This window comes from Hankyongella ginsenosidimutans, assembly GCF_005144965.1.
GTDB classification, from domain to species: domain Bacteria; phylum Pseudomonadota; class Alphaproteobacteria; order Sphingomonadales; family Sphingomonadaceae; genus Hankyongella; species Hankyongella ginsenosidimutans.
The window spans coordinates 1,515,547-1,537,105 of sequence record NZ_CP039704.1 but is presented as its reverse complement, the minus strand read 5'-3'; the positions used below and the strand labels follow the sequence as shown (position 1 = coordinate 1,537,105).

Here is a 21,559-nt window from a genome sequence, read left to right as displayed (position 1 = left end):
TTTCGTCGTCATGATGCTGCTCGGCGTGCTTGGCTGCGCCGTCTTGTTCATCCGTGCCTTCTCGGAAAAGCTGGTCGATTGCATCGGGCTGTTCGGCCTGCTGTTTATCCTGATTTTCGTGGTCCGGCCGGGTGCGATCTTCCTGCTCGGCTACCCACCGCGGCCCGATTTCATTCCGGACTTTCGCGGCGACGTTGAACTGCTGGCGCAGGTCGAGCTGCTGGCGCTGTCCTGCCTTGCCGGTGTTGCGGCCGTGCTGGCGACTGTGCGATCCGCTGGAATATTCGCCAAATTATTCCCGCATATCGACACGCCGCACGCGAACAGCGAAGGCATCGAGCGCGCCTTGTGGATTTACTGGGGCCTCTCCGCGCTGGTCGTGGCCTATGTGCTTGCCACCGCGCCGTCGATCGCCCGGCTCATCCTCTACGTGCGCCTGGAGAAGGGTCTTGGCGATGCCACGCTGATTTCCGAGATTCTGCCTGCCACGCTTTACCTGACTGTCGGCTATGGACTGACCATGCTGCAGCAGCAGCGCATGGGTCGCTTCTGGTCGGCGATCATCATGTTTTTGCTACTGGGCACCTACACAGCGTTGACCGGCTCGCGGAACTCGATCGTGCTGCCGGGCATTGCCCTGACCGCCGGACTCTGGCTCTACACCGGCAACTGGCGCGCGTCGATCTTCGCCAACAAGCGCCCGCGCAAAGACATTGTCATGCTCGGGCTGGCCTTTTGCGTGCCGCTGGCCCTGCTGTTCGGGTTGAACCTTTATCGTCTGATGTCCGTACGCGGTGCGACCATAACCGGCGACATGCTCAACCTTGAAGAAATCATGATCAGCATGAACATGAACCTGTTCGATGGCTTCGCAGGCGTTGCAAAGCTGATAAGCAACGGGCTGCCGCTGCGTGACGGTCAGGATTTCTACCTCGGCTTCATCGGCCTCATCCCGCGCGCGCTCTGGGCCGACAAGCCGGAGGTGATCAATACCGGAGTCACGGTCGCGCAGCTTTCATTCCCACCCGGGTGTTCGGCCTGCCCATCTCCAGTCCCGGCGAGTGGTACTATAATTTCGGCTGGTTTGGCCCGTTCGTCGGCGGCGTCGTCACCGGCTTCTTTCTGCGCGCGATCCAGACCCGCTACCGCGACTGGATGCTGAACGCCTTCAGCCTTGTGATCGGGGTCCAGTTGATCATGGACCTGATCCAGCTTGGTTTTTCCAACACGCTGGCGCGCCGCTACTTTGTGATCGTCGTCCCGATCTTCCTGTTCAACGTCATGGCGAAATGGCTGCAGCCCAAGGCCAGACCCAGACCGGCCTTCCGCGGAGCGTTCGCATGAGCGCAGCCCAGCCCGGCGTGGTCGACGCCATCGTCATCGGCGCGCAGAAGGCTGGTTCCACCAGCCTGCAGGCCGGCCTTGCCGAGCATAGCGCCGTGTTCATGACCGAGGGCGAGGATCCGGTGTTCGAGCGCACAGACCTGACCCCGGACCAGATGGCCGCCCACCTCGCCAAGGCTTTCGCGCCTGCCGCCGGGCGGCTGCGCATGATCAAGCGGCCGAACTACCTGTGCCTGTCGCACGTGCCGGCCACAGTCGCCGCGCTGGCCCCGCAGGCCAGACTGATCGTGGTGCTGCGCGACCCCGTGAAGCGCGCGCTCTCCGCCTATATCCACATGCAGCGGTTCGGGTTCCTGCCGGTCGAGCCTGCAGAAGAGGGCATGGCGCGGGTGTTCGACGGCGTTTACGACGCCGACTATGCGCGCGCGGCGGAAGTCCGCACGTTCGGTCGCTATGCCGAAGGCCTGGCTTCCTGGGCCGCCCATTTCCCGAAGGAGCAGATTTGGGTCACGACCTTCGAACGCCTGATTGCCGATCCGGGCGCGGTGTTCGATGAAGCCTGCACCTTTCTTGGCATCGCCACCGGCCAGCGCCCGGATGGCCTGACCCGCGTGCACAACGAAGGCGCCTACGATCCCGCGTCGCTCGCCGCGTTCGCGCGGGTGAATGCGGCCTTCTTCCAGTACACGCCCGGACGCATGCACCGGCGCTTCCGGCTGCCGGTCAATCCCTGGCGATCGCGGACGGCCTGCTGGCGCTCCGCAAGGCCCGGGCGCTGCGCAAGACCTCGGCGGCCGCCAAACCGCAACTCAGCCCGGCGCTGGCTGCACGCCTCGCCGCTTATTATGCTGACGATCTGACGCGGCTCGAGGCCGAATGGGGCATCCGCTTCGCCAGCCCGCCCAAGCTGGCGGCATGACGCCGCCGCCGGTCATCATCTTTCACGAGACCGACGGGCGGAAATACTACCGCATCGTCGAAACCGTGTGTGCCGCCCTGAACCTGCCGCCACCGCTCTATCGCGAGATCGTGGTGACCAAGCGGCTGGGCAGGACCTGCTGCGCCGCGTGCCGCCTGCCCAGGCCGTCCGGCGTTTCGCGGACAATCTCGGCTTCCGCCTGCAGCTTGGAAGCCTGCGTGGACATGTCGTGCTCTCCGGTCTGCCGCCGTTCGACATGCGCGTGGCCTTCCTGAACGCACTGACCGGCAGGAACGCCATGATCTACCACAACAGCTGGCATGACTGGACCGGGGCCAATCAGCCGCGCCGCTACGGCCCGCTGACGGGCCTGGCGATCGATGGCTGGCGCCGGTTGACGGCACCGCCGACCCGGCTGGTCTGTATCTCGCCGGCGGCCCAGGCCGGCCTTGGCGCTTTCGCGGGCCAGACGCCGCACCTGATTCCGCACGCGGTCGAGGATGCGTTCGGCGTGGTCGTCGAGCGGCCGCAGGACCAGCCGCTGAACGTGCTGTATGTTGGCTTTCTGGAAACCCGCAAGGGCATCGGCGAAGTGCTCGCCTGCGCCGAGCGCATGCCGCACCTGCGCTTCACCGTGCTCGGCGATGGGCCGCGCCGGCCGGAGGTCGAGGCGGCCGCAGCAGCGGGACGCCTCGCCTACCATGGCCATGTGAAGGATCGCGCGCGCATCCTGGAGATTTTCCGCGCGCATGACGTGCTGCTCCTGCCGTCCAGGCGCACGCCGACCTGGGAAGAACTGTTTGGCCGGGTCATCATCGAGGCGATGGCGACGGGCATGCCGGTCGCCGCATCGGATCATATCGGGCCGAAGCTGTTGATTTCCCCGGCGTCGACGGGCAACTGTTTCAGGAGGGCGACGTCGACGGCTATGTCGGCTGGCTGGACGCGCTGGCCCAGGACCGCCCGCGCCTGGCGCAGATGCGCGCCGCCGCACGGGTCAAGGCCAGCGCCTATCTCGAACAGGCGGTATCCGCCGCCTGGACCCAGTTGCTTGCCGATGCGCTGGTCGATGCGCGCCGCAAGGGCAAGACGGCATGAGGATCCTGCTGGTCAACGACTATTATCCGCCCCGCAAGGTTGGCGGCGCGGAAATCGCGGTCGCGGCGCTGGCCGGCGCGCTGGTGCAGGCGGGCCACGCTGTGACCGTGCTCACCGGATCGGACGGCCAGTCGCAACACGGCGAGCAGGTGATCTCGACCGGGCTGGAAGCGCACTGGGGTCGCCGACCGACCCCAAGCGCGGCGTCGCGCGCCGGGCGCAGCGCCTGCTGAACGCCAGCCCGGTCGGCGCGGCGGCGCTTGAGCGGGTGGCAAAGACCTGACGCCGGACATCGTCCACACCCACAATATCCGGCTGTTCGGGCTTGGCGCATGGGCATGGTTCCGCAAGCAGGGCTGGCCCACCGTCCACACCGCGCACGATTATTTTCTGGTCTGCCCGTTTCGCGGCATGTTCAAGGCAGGTCAGCCCTGCGGCGCGCCCTGCACGGAATGCGCCGCCTATCACTGGCGGCGCGGCAGCCGCCTCGCCGCGCTCAACGGCCTGATCACGGCCAGCCGCCATGTGATGCTGACCCACGAGGCCGCAATCCCGGCATTGGCGCACCTGCCGGCGCGCGCCGTCATCCCCAACGGGATCGAGCCGCCGACTGCGCATGTTCCGCTTGAGCGCCCGTCGGCCGGCGCGCTCACGGTCGGTTACCTCGGCCGGCTGGTGCGCCGCAAGGGTGCGCATGCCGTCGTGGCGGCCGCCAGACTGCTGGGCGACGCGCCGGTGCGTTTCCTGATCGCCGGGCGCGGCGAGGCCGCCGACGAGGCAGCGCTGAAGGCGCAAGCGCCGGGCAATGTATCGTTCCTCGGCCACGTTCAGCGGGACGATTTTTCCGGCAGCTGGACCTGCTGGTCATGCCGGCCGAATGGCATGAGCCGTTCGGGCTGGTCGTCGGCGAGGCGCAGCTTGCCGGTCTGCCGGTTGTCGTCAGCCGCCGCGGCGCTTTACCGGAGATGATCCGGCCGGGGAAACGGGGCCGTGCTGGCCGACGGTCCGATTGCCCGGCGCTGACGGATGTTCTGGCCGCGCTCGCGCAAGACCCCGCGCCGGTCCTGGCCTGGCGGCAAGCCCTGGCCGCGGCCCCGCCTGCGGTCGCGGACTGGCCACAAATCGCCGGGCAGACGGTCGCATTCTATCGATCTGTCGCATCGGCGCGCAGCCGCCTGTAACCTCTGCGCGTCCGGCGAGAATACCCTTCGTGTCACCGATAGCCGTGGGGTATGCCATGCACCGTTCCCTGATCGCCCTGGCGCTGTGCGCCGTCGCACCCGCCACCGCGCAGGCCCGCCCGGTCGTGCTCGAGCTGTTCACCAGCCAGGGCTGTTCCTCCTGCCCGCCGGCTGACGTCGTGCTGGCGAAAGTGGCGCAGCAGCCCGACGTGATCGCGCTCTCCACGCCGGTCGATTACTGGGACGATCTGGGTTGGAAGGACCGCTTCGCGCGACCGGAGAACACGGCGCGCCAGAACGCCTATGCGTCGCGCTGGGGCAGCCGCTCGGTCTATACGCCGCAGCTGGTGGTGAACGGCACGCAGGAAACGGTCGGCTCGCGCTGGGACAAGGTCGCCAGCCTGATCGATCAGGAGCGCCAGAAACCGGCACCGGTGACGGTCGCACTGGACCGCATGACGGATGGTGCGGTGACGGTCAGCCTCAAGGGTGCGGCATCGACACGCGGTCTCGTGCGGCTGATCTGGGTGCGCGCGCAAGGGCAGGTTGCCGTGCGCGCCGGAGAGAACGGCGGCCGGACCCTGCACTACACCAACATCGTGCTCGATGAGGCTTCGCTGGGCCTATGGTCGGGGTCGGCGACGAAACTGACAGCACCCGCCAAGCTGATCGCGCGCCACAAGGCGGATCGGCTTGCCGTCATCGTGCAGGACGGTGTTGGCCCGGTTCTCGGCGCGGCGATGCTCAACCTGTAAAGCGCGACAACATCACGATGGCGCGTGGGTCAACCTAAAGTCATCCCGCTATAAAGCACATTCCCTTGACATTTATAACCATATGGGTTATATGATGGGGCGTCCCTGCAGCCCCTGATCACGGCACCCAGGGCGGCAGCCCGGTGCCCTCCCGCACCGGGGCGACCGGCGCGAAGCCATCCGGTGACACAGCCGAAGCTTCGCATAGACCGCTCGCGGCCAACTGGGGCACGTGTCCCGTGCAAAGTCCGTGCAGGCGGTCCCCGCCTGGAGTCACACCCGAAGCGGACGGGAAGGCCGGAGCATCAGACAAGTCTGGACGCGACTTGACCTGACCAACCCCCAAGTCGTCCAGCCCCGGATGCCCGTGACAGATAAGCGCCGGTCGTTCCCCTGCCATAAGGCAACAAGGCCGGACGTGCGCCTGCTGCACACAGCCTCTCCCTCCCGTTCACGGGAGGGTGGCCGCAGGCCGGGGTGGGCACAGCGATTCCACCCACCCCGCTGCGCGACCCTCCCGCACGCGGGAGGGAGAGCCGCCAGCCGGCACGGACGAAGGGCGGAGCAGCACGCGGTTGCGGCCTGCGCCGGAATGACGAAATGGGACTATATTATTCCACTTTTTCAACAGCCTGCTAGAGTCTGATGACATTGGATGGGATCGCCATTCCGATCTTCACGGAGCAGGCTGTAAAGTCCGCTCGTGGTGAGCTTGGACGAACCACGAGCCGCTCAACCCTTCGTCCAGCTCGGGGTGAGCGGCGCGTGTGCAACCGCGCGATGACGCATGAATCAACGTAAAGTCATCAGACTCTAGTAAACTGACATGTCTGGACGGCGCTCTGCGATCAAGGGTGATTTGACTGAAGCAACGTGTTCGGGTGCGGTCATGTCTTCGGCCTTTGGTGTGATGGTTGATCACTGGCCCTGATGTTTGTCCGCTTGGCTGTTGACCCCTATCACCGTATCGCGCTTTGCTTACGCAGACAGTACACCGGGCTTGGCAGCTATGTCCGTACTGGTTGCATCACGTCTTTCTTCACCCGAGATTGTTGTAGAGGCCTGATCAGGCGGCGCGATACCGTGTGTTCTGGCTCATCACGGCCAAAGCGATGCGTGCAAGTTTGTTTGCGACGGCCACCGCGACGAGCTTGAACGGCTTGGTCTCCAGCAGCTTGCGTGCCCATATGCGCAACGGGTCGTCGTCCCGGTCTCATCGACGAACACGAGACGGCTGCGCAAATCATCCGAATAAGGCTTCATCCATACTGGCCTCCATTCCAGCCAGTACTCTGAATCAGAAAATCGACCGCTTGGGAATCCTCAGCGATTCAATATGATCGATTTTGACTCTAGAACATCTTCGATATTTTTGAAATAAACCTTGCTGTGATTACCGGTGTGTCGGCTGGTATTGACCGTAGGATCACGCGCCACCATCGTCGATGTCGGTAGACCGACCAGATTGCGCGGGTCGTTGAGCTTAAAACCCAACTGCATCAATACATCTGCAAATTTCCGAGGTAAGCCATGGTGTTCTTGAAAGAAACTTGTCATTTTGCCACCCCTTTGCTGTAATATTCAAAACCTTTTAACTTCAAGGCCATCAATGCCAGCCGAACCGCGCTCGTGCATAAAGTAAGTTCTTTGTAATAATCCAACCTAAATATAAGAGCATCGCCGATCAAGGACCGGCTGAAATGGCCCGTATTCATTTTAACATTTTTCCATTGCCGCCATAATAATATGTATAGGCTTCTTCGTCCGGCACATCCGGCACATAGCACTGAATGTGCCGCACGACATCGGCGAACCACATCTGCGGGCCAGGGCTATGCTGCCCCTTGGCGCGAATGATTGTCTCGACCGCGAAGAAATCAAACGCGTCCGGATCGATCGCCTCCAGCGCCTGCTTTGCCGCGTCGGAGAGCAGCCAGGTCTCGCGCAACCACGGATTGGCGTCGCTCGGCGCCAAGCCCAGCGCGCGATCAATATCAGTGGCGGCGAATGATAATCGCGCGGAAACCCGGTGCCAATCCGGGGTCGTTCGCCCCTGTAGCGGCGGCGGAGCATAAGGCCCAGGCGGTATCGTGATGTTATTGGCCCCAGAAAAGGATTTTGTAACATCGCCATGAATGTCTTCACCCCAGAAGTACCCTGCCCACTCGATGCCAAGGCTGCCGCGCGCCACGGCTCCGCCTCGAACGCTTAAATCTAATATTCGCAGCGGCTTCGGCTTCGCGGATTCTTTGGTAGGTTTTGTCGTCACGGTCATGTCTCTCACCTTTCTCTCCCGGCTTCATCCAGCCGCCGTTCGAGCGGGCTGAGGAGGTAATCGATCACCCGGTGCCGCGCGGTCCACCAGCACCGCGCGCAGGCTCGGCCCTGCCCATCACCATCTGCTCGATGATACCGGCCAGCGTCGCATGCGGCGCCCGGGGTGACAATTGCTTCAGGCGCTACCTGGCGGTCGGCGCCTTCGGGGTTGCCGGCACGCGGAAGGCGATCGCCTTCAGCTGCTTGGCCTCGGCCGCGCGGTCCTTGGCTGCGCGGTCGCCGTCCGGCGCGGCGTCGCCGTTGTAGCGAACCCAGGTTGCGCCGTCCTGCTCGCGCTTCACCTGCACCGTGTAGGTTACGTCGTCGAAGGTCGTGAACAGCAACGCGGTCGAGCCGTACCAGTTGATTGCCTTGGCCGCCTTGAATTCATCGGCCTTGAGCGCGGTGAACGCCGCTGTCGGCGCTGCGCCGGCGCTCGGGTCGGCAGCGAAGCTCTCGTCCGCCGACGCGCGTTGCCAGAGCGTCGTCTCGCCATCCGGGCCGATGCGCCGGATCGACTTGATCTCGTCCGCAGGCATGGCCGGCGCTTCCGGCGCGATCCAGCGGTCGAGCGCCAGCGACAGCGCCGGCATGCCACGCAGGCGCAGGATATGCTTGCCGTCCGCGGAGAGGGCATAGCGGACCTCCTCGCCTGCGTCCGCCTCGGCCAGGGCATAAGCGGTCAGCGCCGGGCCGCCGTCGGCGCCGTAAAGGCTGATGCGCAACGGCGGCTGGGCCAGCTTGCTGCGGGCGACGAGATCCGGCGTCGCCGCCACGACCTGCGCGATATGGGTATTGCGCAAGCCGCGGATGAACGTGCGCGCCGCTGCGTCCGTCACGCGGATGCCGCCCAGCGAGTCAACGACCCAGGACTTGCCCTCGGCGCGCAAGGTCATTTCGTCGCCTGCGCCGGTTATGACAATGCGCTGAACGGAGTCAGGGTTCTGCGCGAGCTGCGGAAACGCCGGCTTGTCCCCGGACCCGGACAGCGCCCAGACCAGAAGCACCGCCAGAATCAAGATTCCGGCAATCACAAGGGAGAGTCTTGTATGCGATTGCGGTTTCGGCTGCGCGGCCGGGGTTTCAGGTGCCGGAGTTTCGGTCATTCAAACCTGCGGGTCAGATCGGCAGACGGCGGCCCACGCTTGCGTTGATGCCAACACGATGCGCCGGGCCTTGCTTTTGCTTCTCGCACAGCATCACGCGGGACGGCAAGTCGGCAGTCGCCGGATCATAGCCCAGAAGCACGGTCGCCGGCGTATTGGATAAAGCGGTTGCGGCCGTGGAATGCGCCACGGAGACATTCAGGCTCGCCATCACGCTCAGAGTGGCCAGCACACCGCCAATGCCGAGTAAGCCCACATGCGCTCTTTGCATGGTTCGATCCTTTCCCGATCCCGAGCAGACATAGCAGAATTCGATCATCAGGTCGAGAGCTGCTGCCATGCCGGCGTAATACACCGTGTTCTCGTTAGCTAAACGGTTGGGCCGGCATTTTCCTTCGGACCAAAGCATCAAGGTCTAACGCAGATACGCGGCAAAATAATTCGCGGATCACCCGCGATCAGCGCGCGCGCCGGCGCATGCCGAGAAAACACACACCGGCATAGAGCGCGAGCCCGCCGATAAGTTGCAGTCCCAGCGCGATTTCCATCCGCAGGAACGGCGACAGCTCGGCCGCCGCCCGTGCTGGGCCGCCCAAGGCAGCAAGACCGCCCGCCATCAGCAGCGCGGCCGCGCCCACCAGCAGGCAGGCGGCAACCAGCCGTCGATCCGGCCTCAGATAGCCGCGACGTGCGGCCAGCACGCCCACGATCAAGACATTGACCCAGCCTGCAGACGTGGCCAGCGCAAGCCCGACCTGCGCCAGCGCCCCCATCAACGCGACCTTGAGCGCCAGATTGATGGCCAGCGCCGTCAGCGACGCCTTGAGCGGCGTCACGGTATTGCCGCGGGCGGTGAAGCTCGCCACCACACTGCGGATCAGCAGGAACGCCGGCAGCCCAAGCGCATAAGCCGCAAGCGTGTCGGCAGCAGCCTGGGTGGCCGCGGCGTCGAACGCGCCGCGCTGGAACAGCAGCTGCATCAGCTCCTGCTCCATGGTGGCGAACAGCACGACGCAGGGTGCCGCGAGCAGCAGGGTCATCTCCAGCGTGCGGTTCTGCGCGCGCGCCGCACCGGCCTCGTCGCCGGCACCGATCATCCGCGCCATCGTCGGCAGGATCACCGTACCGGCCGCGATGCCGATCACCCCGATCGGCAACTGGTTCAGCCGGTCGGCGTAATAGAGCGCCGAGAGCGCGCCGCTTGGCAGGAAGCTGGCGATGATCGTGTCCGCGAACAGGGCAATCTGCACCCCATGGAGCCGATGGTCGCCGGGCCGAACGCGCGCCAGAATTTGCGCGCCGGACCGTCGAGACGCGGCCAGCGCAGGCGGGGCCCGATGCCGGCGCGGGCGGCCGCGACCCAGACCAGCGCCAGCTGTGCGATCCCGGCCGCCAGCACGCCCCAGGCCGCCGCATCGCCCGGTGTCGCAAACCAGGGCTGCTTGAGCCCGACCAGCAGCAGCGAGGCGATCATGCACAGGTTCATCAGCACCGGTGCGAAAGCCGCCGCTGCAAAGCGCCCGGTCGCGTTGAGGGCCCGCCAGCAGGCTCATGAGCGCGATGCACAGCAGATAAGGAAAGGTGATCTGCGTGAAGCGGATCGCGAGATCGAGCGTCTCGCCGTCAAGGCCCGGCGCCAGCAACCGCACGAACGGCCCTGGAAACGCCAGCACGCCGGCCGCGAGTGCTGCCTGGGTCAGCAGCAGCAGGGTGAACAGGCGGTCGGCGAACACCTGGGCGGGGGCTGGGCCTTCCGCCTCGTGCAGCGCCGCGTAGCGCGGCACGAACGCCGTGTTGAACGCGCCCTCGGCAAAGATCGCGCGGAAATGGTTCGGCAACCGGAATGCGATCAGGAACGCATCTGCGACCGGCCCGGCCCCGACGACTGCCGCCATCAGGACATCCGGGCGAAGCCCGCGATCCGGCTGAGCAGAGTCATGCCGCCGACCGAGAGCAAAGAACCGCGCAGCGACGGCTTGCGGGCAGCAGATGGAGCGGCAGGCGAAGGTGACATGCAGTGTTCTCCTGCGGCCACACAACGGACTTGGCAAGGCCTCGCACGCGCCAGCAGGCTTGCGGTGCGTAGGCATCGGCGGTTAACAGGCGCCATGCACCCCTTGTCCGGCGCCGATCTCGCCACCCTCTCCACAGTATTCCGCCTTGGCGGGCCGGTCGCGCCCGAACATCGCGGGACCGCGCGTGCCGTCTGGGCTTCTGTGCTCGGACGCCTGCCTTTTCGCTGGCCGAGCGGGCCTGGATGGCAATACGCGCGCCGGCCACCATCCCGCCGCCGGTGTTCATTGTCGGGCACTGGCGCTCCGGCACCACCCACCTCTACCAGATGATGGTGGAGGCGGGCTTCGGTTTCGTGCCGCCTGCGGCGACCGGCCTGCCCTGGGACCTGTTGCTGCTGGCGCGGCTGGCTGAAAAGCAGATCGTCGCCAATCTGCCGAAGGACCGCTTCATCGACAAGGTGCCGGTCAAGCTCGACAGCCCGCAGGAAGACGAAGTGGGCATGGCGAACATGACTCCCCAGTCGCTCTACCACGGCCTGTATTTCCCCAGCCGCCTTCGGGAATTCGTGGCGGAAGGCGTGTTCCTGGACAATGTGCCGCCCCACGCGGTCGCACGGTGGGAGCAGCGCTTCCAGTATCTCATGACCAAGCTGCACCTGCATCAGGGCGGGCGGCGCCTGTTGATCAAGAACCCGACCTACACGGCGCGGGTGGCGCAGCTGGCGCGGCTCTACCCGCAGGCGGTGTTCATCCACATCCACCGCAACCCGGTCGACGTGATCGTCTCCATGCGCAACTTCTACGCCAAGCTGCTGAAGCAGTTCGCGTTGCAGGACTATGCGACGGCGCCGGTCGAGGACGTGATCTTCGAGACCTACGCGCGCATGATGGCGGCGGTGCTGAACGACGGTGCCGCGTTGCCACCGGAGCGCTTCCAGACCATCCGCTACGACGACTTCAGCGCCGACCCGATGGGCACGGTGGAGCGGGTCTGGACGCCGCTGCGCCTGGACCGGCACGGCATCGGCCCGTTCAGCCAGCATGCCCCGCGTTTCCAGGCCTATCTGGACGCGCAGAAGAGCTTCGAGGTCAATCGCTTCCACAAGGACGCCACGGTCGCACAGGACATCTATGCCCGGCTTGCGACGTCCTTCGCCCGCCTCGGATACCCGCAACCCGATGTCGGCTAGAAGCCCCATCCGGCGGCGGTTGAGCCTGCTCGCAGCCGCCACGCTGCTGCTGGCGGGTGTGCTGGTCTGGTTCTGGCGTGTGCCCATGGTCGGCGCACCGACAATCCCGGCAAGCGCCTGCCAGCGCCTGCCGCTCGTCGATGCATCAACCGGAAAACCCATCGTCGGCGCGGAAGATCTGGCGTACGACCCGCGCGTCGGCGCGTGCTGGTCTCCGCCTATGACCGGCTGGCCGCCGAGCGGGGCGACCCACCGGGCGGCGGGCTCTATGCCCTGCCGGAAGCCACCCTCGGCAGCGCCACCAGACTGCCGCCGATCCTGCTTGCAAAAGATGCCGCGCCGCATGGTATCGATATCGCGGACGGCAAGCTCGCCGTCGTCGAGCGGCGCTATGCTGGTGATGCGCCGCCCCAGGTTTCCATCGGCCTCTACGATCTGCAGGCGAACCGCCTGGCAGCCGTGGTGCGCGATACGCGGCTGTGCCGCGCCAACGATCTGGTGCTGCTGCCGGGCCCGGCACTGGAGGTGACGCTGGATCGCGGGCCCTGCACGCAGGGCAAGCCTTCGGGCGACGGCAGGGTCGCGGAAATCGTCTGGCCGGACGGGCCTGGTGCCCGGGTCGACATTCTCGAGGACGATCTGCGGTTCCCCAACGGCATCGCGGCGGTCGGCAGCGACATCGTCGTGGCCGACACCCGCGCGCAGGCGCTGCGCATGCTGGGGAGCACGGCCAGGCGCGTCCTGCCGGGCGGGCCGGACAACATCACCCGCGACAGCGCCGGCCGGCTGGTCGTGGCGCTGCACCCCAGCCTGCTGCGCTTCGGCCTGCACCGGTACGGCTGGCCCCTGGGCGACCATGCGCCAAGCCGCATCCTTCGCACCGATTTCCGGACCGGCGCATCGGAACTGCTGTTCGACGACCCGGACGGCACGACCTGGTCCGGCGCTACCGTCGGACTGGTGATCGGCAGCGCGCTGCTCCTCGGCTCCGTGCGCGAGCAAGGCCTGCTGGTCTGCCCGATGCCGGGAGGGTCCGCATGATCCTGGTGACCGGCGCCAGCGGCTTCATGGGTCGCCATATCGTCGCCGCGCTGCACGCACGCGGAAAGGCCGTGCGTGCGCTCGACATCCTGCCCTGGCCGGAGTGTCCCGTGCCGCTGATCCGCGGCGACATTACGGACAACCAGGTCCTTCAGCGCGCGGTGCAAGGCGTGCGCGCCGTGATCCATCTGGCTGCGATCTCGAACCTCTGGACGCGCAACCGTCGCGACCACGACACCGTCAACGCCTATCCGACCGGCCGGCTGGCCGCGTGGGCGCGCGCGGTCGGGGCCGAGCGCTTCGTCTACATCTCCAGCTACGCCACCCTGCTCAGCGCCGACACGCCGGATCCCGTCACGGAGGCGCAGGACCCGCCGCTTGATGCGCTGGCCGGGTCGTACCCGCGCGCCAAGCGCGGCGGCGAAGCGCTGGCCGCGCGCGAGCGTGCCGCGAACTTCCAGGTGACGACCCTGTTGCCGGCCATGCCGCTTGGCCCCGGCGACATCAGCATGACCGCGCCGACCCGGCTGGTGCGCGATCTTGCGGCACGGCGCTTGCCTGCCCTGCTTGAGACGCGCTTGAACATGATTGACGTGCGCGATCTTGCACAGGCGGTCATTACCGCACTGGATCATCCGCAGCCGGCGCATCGCTATATTCTCGGCGGGCATGAGGTCATGCTGTCGCAGTTCGCGGCCCTGATCGACCCGGAGCGTCAGCTGCCGCGGGTACCCTATCCGCTTGCGTATTTCACGGCCATGATCGAGGAAGGGCTGGTTGCACGGCTCACCGGCCGGCCACCGGCAGCGCCCTCACCGGCGTGAAACTCGCGCACTGGGCCAGGCCGCTCAGCAGCGCGCTGGCGCAGCGCGAGCTTGGCCTGCACGTCCGGCCGCTGGACGAAACGCTGGCGGACACGCTGGGCTGGCTGCGCGCTACTGGTGCACTGCCTTCGTGACCAGATAGGCCTCGATACCCTCGGGGCCGTCTTCCGAGCCGTGGCCACTTTCCTTGACGCCGCCGAACGGCGAGTCCACCTGCGCCACCGCGATCTGGTTCAGCCCGACCATGCCCGCCTCGATGCCCTGGCTGGCGAGCAGCGCGGTCCTGGCGGACCCGGTAAAGACATAGGACGCCAGACCGAACGGCAGCCGGTTGGCGCTGGCGAGCGCCGCCTCCAACCCCTCGAACGGGGACAGGGCGGCAACCGGCCCGAACGGTTCCTCGTTCATGATGCGCGCGTCGGCCGGTACATCACGCAGCACGGTCGGCTGCCAGAAATAGCCCTTGTTGCCGATGCGTGCGCCGCCGCCCAGCAGCGTCGCGCCGTGTTTCACAGCATCTGCCGTCAAGTCCTGCATTGCGTCGAGCCGCCGGGGTTGGCAAGCGGCCCCATTTGCGTGCCCGCTTCCATCCCGTCCCCGACCCTGAGTGCCGCCAGCCGGGCGCTCAGCCCCGTGGCGAACCGCTCGTAAACCGGCGCTTCCACGTAGAAGCGGGTCGGCGAGGTGCAGACCTGCCCGGCATTGCGCGCCTTGGCCGGGGCGAGCGCATCCAGCGCTGCCTCGATATCGGCGTCCGCAAACACCAGAACCGGCGCATGGCCGCCCAGTTCCATGGTGGTTCGGATCATGCTGTCCGCCGCCAGCCGCATCAGATGCTTGCCGACCGCCGTCGAGCCGGTGAAGGACATCTTGCGGATGACCGGGGACCCCAGCAGATGCTCGGAGACCTCGGCCGGGACCCCGAACACCACCTGCGCCACGTCGCCCGGCGTGCCGGCATCCCACAGCGCTTCCAGCACCGCCAATGCGGATGCTGGTGCCTCGAGCGGCGGCTTCAGGATGCACGAGCAGCCGGCTGCAATCGCCGCACCCAGCTTGCGCACTGGCGTGCTGACGGGGAAGTTCCAGGGCGCGAACGCCGCGACCGGGCCGATCGGCTCCTTCAGGACCAGCGACTGCCGGCCATAGGGGCGCGCCAGCACCTTGCCGGTGATGCGCCGGGCTTCCTCGCCGAAAAACTCCAGCAGATTTGCGGCATAAGTGATCTCCGCGCGCGCTTCCGCCAGCGGCTTGCCTTCCTCGCGCGTGGTGGCGGCTGCGATCGCCTCGATCCGTTCGCGCATCAACTGTGCCGCGCGCTTCAGCACGGCGGCGCGCTCCAGCGGATCGGTGCGCCGCCAGCGGGCGAAGCCGCGCGCGCTCGCGGCCAAGGCATCGTCCAGGTCCTGGCGCTCGGCGAGCGGAAGATCGCCAATCGCCGCGCCAGTCGCCGGATTGATGACCGTGTGCGTGCACCGCCCTTCGCCAGAACGACGCGTGCCATCGATTGCCAGATACAGGGTCATGCCGTTCCCTCCGCTGCCATGGCGCGGATGCGCTCCACCATGGAATACAGTCCGTTCGTGCGCGTCGGCGAGATGCCCGGCCAGGCCGAGTTCTGCCAGGCGCGCGCGCGCGTCGATGCCGCGAATCTCGCCCGGCGTGCGATCCTGATAGAGCAGGAACAGCAACGCCACGAGGCCGCGCACGATGTGAGCGTCGCTGTCGCCGCGCAAGTGCAGCGCGCCGCCTGCGGCCGGTTCCGCCGTCAGCCACACCTGGCTGGAGCAGCCGCGCACCTTGTTGGCCTCGTTGCGTGCGGCCTCGGGCAGCGGTTCCAGCGTGCGGCCCAGGTCGATCAGCGCCCGGTAGCGATCCTCCCAGTCGTCGAACAGTGCGAGGTCCGCCTTGAAATCGTCGAATGTCGTCATGCGGCTAACATAAGGAGCAGGACCGGCTTACGCCAGCGCGACCCAGTGTCCGGCGTCCTGCCGCACACGGCCCTGCTGCTCGAGCGCGACCAGGTGCGCCAGCACGGACCGGCTGGCGGCAGGGTGCAGGATGCGCGGCGTCTGCACGTACAGCCGCTCGACCATGTCGCCGATCGCGCTCACGCCCTCGCCCAGTAACTGCAGGATCTGCGCCTCGCGCATCCGCCGATGGGTGAGCAGCCCGCGCACCAGCGCCTGCGGTTTCAACACCGGATCGCCGTGGGTCGGGTAGTAGATCGCATCGTCGCGCTCGAGCAGCCGGCGCAGCGACGCCAGATACTGCGTCATGTCGCCGTCCGGCGGCACGATGACGGTGGTCGACCAGCCCATGACATGGTCGCCGGTGAACAGCGCCTTTTCCTCCGCCAGCCCGAAGCACAGGTGGTTGGAGGTGTGGCCGGGGTCGCAAGCGCCGAAAGGGTCCAGCCCGGACCGCTGACCGTCGCACCGTCCGGCATGACCTGGTCCGGTGCATAGTCGGCGTCGAACGACTCCTCGACCTTGGGGCCCTCGTCCGGGAAGGACAGCGGCGCGCAGCCGACGATCGGCGCGCCGGTCAGGGCCTTGAGCGGCCGGGAGCCCGGCGAGTGGTCCCGGTGGGTGTGGGTGACGACGATGTGGCTGACCCGCTCGCCCAGCAGCGCGCAGCCGATGGCGTTGATGTGCTCGGGGTCATCCGGGCCGGGGTCGATGATCGCCACCGTACCGCGCCCGACGATGTAGGTGCCGGTGCCGGTCGCCGTGAACGGGCTGGGGTTCTTGGCGGTCAGCCGGCGCACCAGCGGCGAAAGCGTCACCACTTCCTCGTAGCCGCACGGGCGCGGGGTCACGAAGGGCGGCGGCGCGGGGTGCAGGATATCTTCGTCCATCGCCCGCCCCTTAGCCATTGCGAGGGCCAGTGGGAACCGGTTTTCGCGCGCTCAGTGTGCCAGCGCCTTGACGATTTCCTCGGTCATCTTCTTGGCGTCGGCGAGCAGCATCATGGTATTGTCGCGGAAGAACAATTCGTTCTCGACCCCGGCGTAGCCCGCCCCGCCCATCGAGCGCTTGATGAACAGCACGGTCTTGGCCTTTTCCACGTCCAGCACCGGCATGCCGTAGATCGGCGAGGTCTTGTCGGTCTTGGCGGCGGGGTTGGTCACGTCGTTGGCGCCGATCACATAGGCGACGTCGGCCTGGCCGAAATCGGTGTTGATGTCCTCCAGCTCGAAGACTTCGTCGTAGGGGACGTTGGCTTCCGCCAGCAGCACGTTCATGTGCCCGGGCATCCGCCCGGCGACCGGGTGGATGGCGTATTTCACCTCGACGCCTTCTTTCTTCAGCAGATCGCCCATCTCGCGCAGCACGTGCTGGGCCTGCGCCACCGCCATGCCGTAGCCGGGGACGATGATGACCTTCTCGGCGTTCTTCATGATGAAAGCAGCATCATCCGCCGAACCGCGCTTGTAGGGCCGGTCGACCTTCGGGCCGCTGGCGGCCGCCGCGCCGCTCTCCGCGCCGAAACCGCCGGCGATGACGCTGATGAACGAACGGTTCATCGCCTTGCACATGATGTAGCTGAGGATCGCGCCGGACGAGCCAACCAGCGCACCGGTAATGATCATCGCGGAATTATGCAGGGTGAAGCCCATGGCCGCCGCCGCCCAGCCGGAATAGCTGTTGAGCATCGAGACCACGACCGGCATGTCCGCCCCGCCGATCGGGATGATGAGCAGAAAGCCGATCAGGAAGCTCAGGGCCATCAGCAGCCAGAGCAGCGTGCCGTCCCCTGCGCCGCAGCGGGCGAATGCGCGAACATTGCGACCAGCGCCACAATGGCGATCAGCGTGCCGATGTTGATGACATGGCGCGCAGGCAGCAGGATCGGCGCGCCGGACATGTTGCCGTTCAGCTTCAGGAACGCGATGACCGAGCCGGAGAAGGTGATCGCGCCGATGGCGATGCCTAGGCCCATCTCGACCCGGCTGACCGGCAGGATGCCGCCGGCCGCATCGACGATGCCGAACGCCTGCGGGTTGAGGAATGCCGCCGCACCCACCAGCACCGCCGCCATGCCGACCAGGCTGTGGAAGCCGGCGACCAGTTGCGGCATCTGGGTCATGGCGATGCGCTGCGCCAGCACATAGCCGATGCCGCCGCCGATGGCGAGCGCAGCCAGGATTTCCGGGATGTTGGCCAGCCCGTGGGTCACCAGCGTGGTCACAACCGCAATCAGCATGCCGACCATGCCGAACATGTTGCCCTTGCGGCTGCTCTCCGGGCTGGAAAGGCCGCGCAAGGCCAGGATGAACAGGACGCCTGAGACCAGATACGCGAGGATGGCCCAGGCGGGCGTGGCGGCGTGTTCCATGAGCGTACCCCTGTCAGGCCTTTTCTCTTTTTCTTGTACATGCCGAGCATGCGCCGGGTGACCGCAAAGCCCCGAAGATATTGACCGCCGCCATCACGACCGCCAGCAGGCCAAGATATTTGGCGATGGGCGCGCCCTCGGCAGCGCTGGCGATCAACGCGCCGACGATGATGACAGAGGAAATGGCGTTGGTCACCGCCATCAGCGGCGTGTGCAGCGCCGGCGTCACCGACCAGACGACATAGTAGCCGACGAAGATCGCCATCACGAAGATCGAGAGTTGGTTCAGGAATTCCATTCTACGTTCTCCCTATGCCCTCCACCACGCTGCGCGTGGTCCCCTCCCCGTACCGGGGAGGAGCAGCAGGTCCTCCCCAGCGGGGAGGTGGCGGGCGCAGCCCGACGGAGGGGCGACGCGCATCGGCATGCACCAGAATGAGCCGCACTGACGCCTCAAGATCGTCTAGCACGTCGCGCGCAGCCAGCCGCAACGTCTCGACGCCCAACGTTGCGAGATACCGGTCTCGCTGACCATCACGGTCCGGCCGGTCAGCGCAGTCGTGCGCTGCACCGTCCACTTCGATCGCCAAACCCGATGCGGCGCAGTAAAGTCGAGCACATACGGTCCCGCTGGGTGCTGACGGCGGAACTTATGTCCCTGCGGTCGCATCCGCAGAACCTGCCAGAGCAGAACCTCGGGCAGGCTCATGGTCTGACGGAGCACCCGCGCTGACCTGATCGTGCGTGCAGGACCGCTCAGCATGATGCCCCTCCACCACGCTGCGCGTGGTCCCCTCCCCGTACCGGGGAGGAGCAGCAGATCCTCCCCAGCGGGGAGGGGCGGGCGCAGCCCGACGGAGGGGCCAGACACCCTCACCCCACCAGCCTTGGATGGACGATCGCGCCGTCGCGGGTCACCGTGATGCCGGCAATGATCTCGTCGTCGGCCGGCCATTTCGGCGCCTTCGTTTCCTTGTCCCAGAAGGTCGAGACGAAGGTGAACAGGTTGCGGGCGTAAAGGGCGGAGGCGTCCGCCGCCAGTCGGGACGGCACGTTCCGGTGGCCGACGATCTTGACGCCGTTGGCGGTGGTGACGACCTCGCCTGCGACGGAGCCTTCGACGTTGCCGCCACTTTCAACCGCCAGGTCGATCAGCACCGAGCCCGCGCGCATGGCCGCGACCATGGCGGCGCTCACCAGTCGCGGCGCGGGGCGGCCGGGGATGAGCGCCGTGGTGATCACGATGTCCTGCTTGGGGATGTGGCTGGCGATCAGCTCCGCCTGCGCCGCCTTGTATTCGTCCGACATCTCGGTCGCGTAGCCGCCGGTCCCTTCGCCTTCGATGCCCTTGACCTTCTCGACGAAGATCGCCTTGGCCCCAGGCTCTCGATCTGTTCCTTGGTGGCCAGCCGCACGTCGGTCGCGGACACGATGGCGCCGAGCCGGCGCGCGGTCGCGATCGCCTGCAGTCCGGCCACGCCGACGCCCATGATGAACACGCGCGCCGCAGGATGGTGCCGGCGGCGGTCATCATCATCGGCAAGGCACGGCCGTATTCGGAGGCCGCGTCCAGCACCGCCTTGTAGCCGGCAAGGTTAGACTGCGAGGACAGCACGTCCATGGACTGGGCGCGGGTGATGCGCGGCATCAGCTCCATGGCCATGGCGGTGACGCCGTGGTCGGCAAGCTGCTGCATCAGGTCGCGCGCGGTCAGCGCGTCCAGCGTCGACACCAGAACGCAACCCCTGGGCAGTGCGGTGATTTCGTCCGGCGCGGGCTTCTGCACCTTGAGCACGATCGCGGCCCCGGCCAGCGCTCCGGCGCGGTCGGCGACCGCGGCACCGGCGGCGGCAAAATCCGCATCCGCGATCGACGCGGCGAGCCCTGCGCCGGCCTCGACGGCAACCTCTGCGCCCAGGCCAATGAATTTCTTGACAGTCTCAGGCGTTGCCGCGACCCGGCGTTCGTGCGGCTGGGTTTCCCTCAGCACGGCAATCTTCATCGAGCATCTCCCCGGCGGTTTCAACCCGCGTATCGGGGAGCCTCTACGACCGGAACGCCGGCGTCAAGTCGTGAACCACAACACGACCCCAAACAGGATCAGCGACAAGGGAATGCCCCACTTCACGAAGCCCATGAAGCCCCGCCACGTGCGCTTGTGCTCGGCGTAATCCATGCTGTTCTGTTCAGCCATCGCGATACCCTCGAAACTGGATTTCCGCCTCATAAGCGGAGCCGCCCCGGATTGCCAAGAGGGAGCTATGCCAGCCCCGCAGCTTTCATGGCCTCCGCCTGGCGCGCGGCCAGCGCCTCTATCGAAAAGCCCTCGATCACGTCCTGAAAGAGCCGATACCAGTTCACATGCGCGCCCAGGTGCATGAACACGCCGCCCAGCCCGATCGCCGCCCGGTCCATGAACACGAATTCGCGCGGCGGCCTCACCCTCCCAGCTCCTTCAGGCGCGCATGAACCTTGGCGGCCTGCTCGCGCCCATACTGGCCCGGCTTGTCGTAGGTGTTGATCAGGCGCGGCTTGTCTTCGAGCAGCGGCGCATAGAGAAACGCCGCCCAGATGTTGAGGGTGTCGATCACCTCGGCGCTGAGGCCAGTGAAACCCCAGGTCTCATAGGCGTGCACCGCCAGATCGCGGTCGCCGTCACGCACCGCGCGATACAGATCGATCACGCCGCCGACGAACTTGGCCGGGAAGATGCGGATGCAGCCGTAGTCCAGCAGGTTTATGGTGAGATCGTCGCGTGCGGAGTAATTGCCCAGATGCGGGTCGCCGTGGATGACGCCATACTTATGAAACGGCACGTACCAGGCGCGGAACATGTTGATCGCAATCTGGTTGCGCACCGCCTGGTCGGCGTCCTTGTAGGTCAGAAGCGGCTTGCCGCTGAGCCAGGTCATGGTCAGCAGCCGGCGGGTCGACAGCGCCTCGACCACGTCCGGCACATGCACGTTCGGTTCGTCTGCGAGCATGTGGCGATAGAGCGCCATGTGCTTGGCTTCCAGCGCGTAATCCAGTTCCTCGCGCAGGCGTTCGGCGATTTCGTGGCGGATTTCGCTGGGGTCGATCGAGCGGTCGTACGCCCGGTACAGCCCGATCAGCATGTCGAGCTGCTTGAGGTCCGCCTCGATCGCCGATGCCATGTCCGGGTATTGCAGCTTGACCGCAACCGCCCGGCCGTCAAGCGTCGCCGCCCTGTGCACCTGGCCAAGCGAGGCGGCGGCCGCCGCCGTCTCCTCGAACGCGCTGAACTTGGCGCGCCAGTCGACCCCGAGTTCGGTTTTCATGCGCCGCTTGACGAACGGCCAGCCCATGGACGGCGCGTTGGCCTGGAGCTGCGCCAGCTTCTGGGCGTATTCGGGCGGCAGCGCCTCGGGGATGGTGGAAAGAATCTGCGCCACCTTCATCACCGGGCCT

Annotated in this window: 19 protein-coding genes and 7 pseudogenes; 11 read left to right on the top strand and 15 right to left on the bottom strand. The window is 66.5% G+C overall.

Annotated features, from left to right (window positions below):
- Positions 1-10 precede the first annotated feature (10 nt).
- From E6W36_RS08990 to E6W36_RS08955, 7 genes and pseudogenes are all read left to right on the top strand, one after another.
- Positions 11-1,162 (top strand): hypothetical protein, encoded by a 1,152-nt coding sequence (locus E6W36_RS08990; protein WP_222872366.1) that lies wholly within the window; start codon positions 11-13, stop codon positions 1,160-1,162.
- Positions 1,156-1,344: a hypothetical protein gene (locus tag E6W36_RS08985; RefSeq protein WP_222872365.1), complete on the top strand. Its 189-nt coding sequence runs from the start codon at positions 1,156-1,158 to the stop codon at positions 1,342-1,344. The genes E6W36_RS08990 and E6W36_RS08985 overlap by 7 nt, the downstream gene beginning before the upstream one ends.
- The gene (locus E6W36_RS08980) at positions 1,341-2,204 is read left to right on the top strand and encodes a sulfotransferase domain-containing protein (RefSeq protein ID WP_222872364.1); all 864 of its coding nucleotides are present in this window, start codon (positions 1,341-1,343) and stop codon (positions 2,202-2,204) included. The genes E6W36_RS08985 and E6W36_RS08980 overlap by 4 nt, the downstream gene beginning before the upstream one ends.
- 16 nt (positions 2,205-2,220) lie before the next feature.
- Positions 2,221-2,538 (top strand): hypothetical protein, encoded by a 318-nt coding sequence (locus E6W36_RS08975; RefSeq protein WP_222872363.1) that lies wholly within the window; start codon positions 2,221-2,223, stop codon positions 2,536-2,538.
- A complete protein-coding gene (locus E6W36_RS08970) occupies positions 2,493-3,644 on the top strand; it encodes a glycosyltransferase (RefSeq protein WP_222872362.1) in 1,152 nt (383 codons plus the stop codon). The genes E6W36_RS08975 and E6W36_RS08970 overlap by 46 nt, the downstream gene beginning before the upstream one ends.
- Positions 3,641-4,381: pseudogene (locus E6W36_RS18625) on the top strand (glycosyltransferase); the annotation flags it as partial. The gene E6W36_RS08970 and the pseudogene E6W36_RS18625, both read left to right, overlap by 4 nt.
- Positions 4,382-4,598: 217 nt before the next feature.
- Complete coding sequence (locus tag E6W36_RS08955) at positions 4,599-5,297, top strand: DUF1223 domain-containing protein (protein ID WP_222872360.1); 699 nt, start codon at positions 4,599-4,601, stop codon at positions 5,295-5,297.
- 1,066 nt (positions 5,298-6,363) lie between these two features.
- Here E6W36_RS08955 and E6W36_RS18620 read toward each other — a convergent pair.
- From E6W36_RS18620 to murJ, 6 genes are all read right to left on the bottom strand, one after another.
- On the bottom strand, positions 6,364-6,492 hold the full coding sequence (locus E6W36_RS18620; protein ID WP_425459621.1) for a hypothetical protein: 129 nt from the start codon (positions 6,490-6,492) through the stop codon (positions 6,364-6,366).
- A gap of 128 nt (positions 6,493-6,620) precedes the next feature.
- Positions 6,621-6,854, bottom strand: coding sequence for an AHH domain-containing protein (locus E6W36_RS08950; RefSeq protein ID WP_222872359.1), 234 nt, complete (start codon positions 6,852-6,854; stop codon positions 6,621-6,623).
- Between the two features lie 154 nt (positions 6,855-7,008).
- Positions 7,009-7,572, bottom strand: coding sequence for an imm11 family protein (locus E6W36_RS08945; RefSeq protein ID WP_222872358.1), 564 nt, complete (start codon positions 7,570-7,572; stop codon positions 7,009-7,011).
- A 184-nt stretch (positions 7,573-7,756) separates the two neighbouring features.
- Positions 7,757-8,647: a DUF4340 domain-containing protein gene (locus E6W36_RS08940; RefSeq protein ID WP_222872357.1), complete on the bottom strand. Its 891-nt coding sequence runs from the start codon at positions 8,645-8,647 to the stop codon at positions 7,757-7,759.
- 85 nt (positions 8,648-8,732) lie between these two features.
- Positions 8,733-9,074 (bottom strand): hypothetical protein, encoded by a 342-nt coding sequence (locus E6W36_RS08935; RefSeq protein ID WP_222872356.1) that lies wholly within the window; start codon positions 9,072-9,074, stop codon positions 8,733-8,735.
- Positions 9,075-9,177: 103 nt separating this feature from the next.
- Positions 9,178-10,614: a murein biosynthesis integral membrane protein MurJ gene (gene murJ / locus E6W36_RS08930; RefSeq protein ID WP_222872355.1), complete on the bottom strand. Its 1,437-nt coding sequence runs from the start codon at positions 10,612-10,614 to the stop codon at positions 9,178-9,180.
- Between the two features lie 362 nt (positions 10,615-10,976).
- On the opposite strand from murJ, the gene E6W36_RS08925 reads away from it, so the two are divergent.
- From E6W36_RS08925 to E6W36_RS08910, 4 genes are all read left to right on the top strand, one after another.
- A complete protein-coding gene (locus tag E6W36_RS08925) occupies positions 10,977-11,924 on the top strand; it encodes a sulfotransferase family protein (protein ID WP_222872354.1) in 948 nt (315 codons plus the stop codon).
- Between the two features lie 204 nt (positions 11,925-12,128).
- Complete coding sequence (locus tag E6W36_RS08920; protein WP_222872353.1) at positions 12,129-12,965, top strand: SMP-30/gluconolactonase/LRE family protein; 837 nt, start codon at positions 12,129-12,131, stop codon at positions 12,963-12,965.
- Complete coding sequence (locus tag E6W36_RS08915) at positions 12,962-13,789, top strand: NAD-dependent epimerase/dehydratase family protein (protein WP_222872352.1); 828 nt, start codon at positions 12,962-12,964, stop codon at positions 13,787-13,789. The genes E6W36_RS08920 and E6W36_RS08915 overlap by 4 nt, the downstream gene beginning before the upstream one ends.
- Positions 13,786-13,923 (top strand): hypothetical protein, encoded by a 138-nt coding sequence (locus E6W36_RS08910; protein ID WP_222872351.1) that lies wholly within the window; start codon positions 13,786-13,788, stop codon positions 13,921-13,923. The genes E6W36_RS08915 and E6W36_RS08910 overlap by 4 nt, the downstream gene beginning before the upstream one ends.
- On the opposite strand, the pseudogene E6W36_RS08905 reads toward E6W36_RS08910, so the two are convergent.
- The 9 genes and pseudogenes from E6W36_RS08905 to E6W36_RS08860 all read right to left on the bottom strand — a co-directional run bounded on the left by E6W36_RS08905 (position 13,901) and on the right by E6W36_RS08860 (position 21,549).
- Positions 13,901-15,720, bottom strand: a pseudogene (locus E6W36_RS08905) (aldehyde dehydrogenase family protein). The gene E6W36_RS08910 and the pseudogene E6W36_RS08905 sit on opposite strands and share 23 nt — an antisense overlap.
- Before the next feature lie 27 nt (positions 15,721-15,747).
- Positions 15,748-16,649, bottom strand: a pseudogene (locus tag E6W36_RS08895) (MBL fold metallo-hydrolase).
- A 51-nt stretch (positions 16,650-16,700) separates the two neighbouring features.
- A pseudogene (locus E6W36_RS08890) lies at positions 16,701-18,130 on the bottom strand (NAD(P)(+) transhydrogenase (Re/Si-specific) subunit beta).
- A gap of 20 nt (positions 18,131-18,150) precedes the next feature.
- Positions 18,151-18,428: pseudogene (locus E6W36_RS08885) on the bottom strand (NAD(P) transhydrogenase subunit alpha part 2); the annotation flags it as partial.
- A 1-nt stretch (position 18,429) separates the two neighbouring features.
- Positions 18,430-18,839: pseudogene (locus tag E6W36_RS08880) on the bottom strand (endonuclease domain-containing protein).
- Between the two features lie 164 nt (positions 18,840-19,003).
- Positions 19,004-20,132, bottom strand: a pseudogene (locus E6W36_RS20610) (Re/Si-specific NAD(P)(+) transhydrogenase subunit alpha).
- A gap of 63 nt (positions 20,133-20,195) precedes the next feature.
- Positions 20,196-20,324 carry an aa3-type cytochrome c oxidase subunit IV gene (locus E6W36_RS08870; RefSeq protein WP_222872350.1) on the bottom strand — a complete coding sequence of 43 codons (129 nt, stop codon included), beginning with the start codon at positions 20,322-20,324 and terminating at the stop codon, positions 20,196-20,198.
- A gap of 65 nt (positions 20,325-20,389) precedes the next feature.
- A complete protein-coding gene (locus E6W36_RS08865) occupies positions 20,390-20,572 on the bottom strand; it encodes a hypothetical protein (RefSeq protein WP_222872349.1) in 183 nt (60 codons plus the stop codon).
- The gene (locus tag E6W36_RS08860) at positions 20,569-21,549 is read right to left on the bottom strand and encodes an ABC1 kinase family protein (protein WP_222872348.1); all 981 of its coding nucleotides are present in this window, start codon (positions 21,547-21,549) and stop codon (positions 20,569-20,571) included. The genes E6W36_RS08865 and E6W36_RS08860 overlap by 4 nt, the downstream gene beginning before the upstream one ends.
- Positions 21,550-21,559 lie beyond the last annotated feature (10 nt).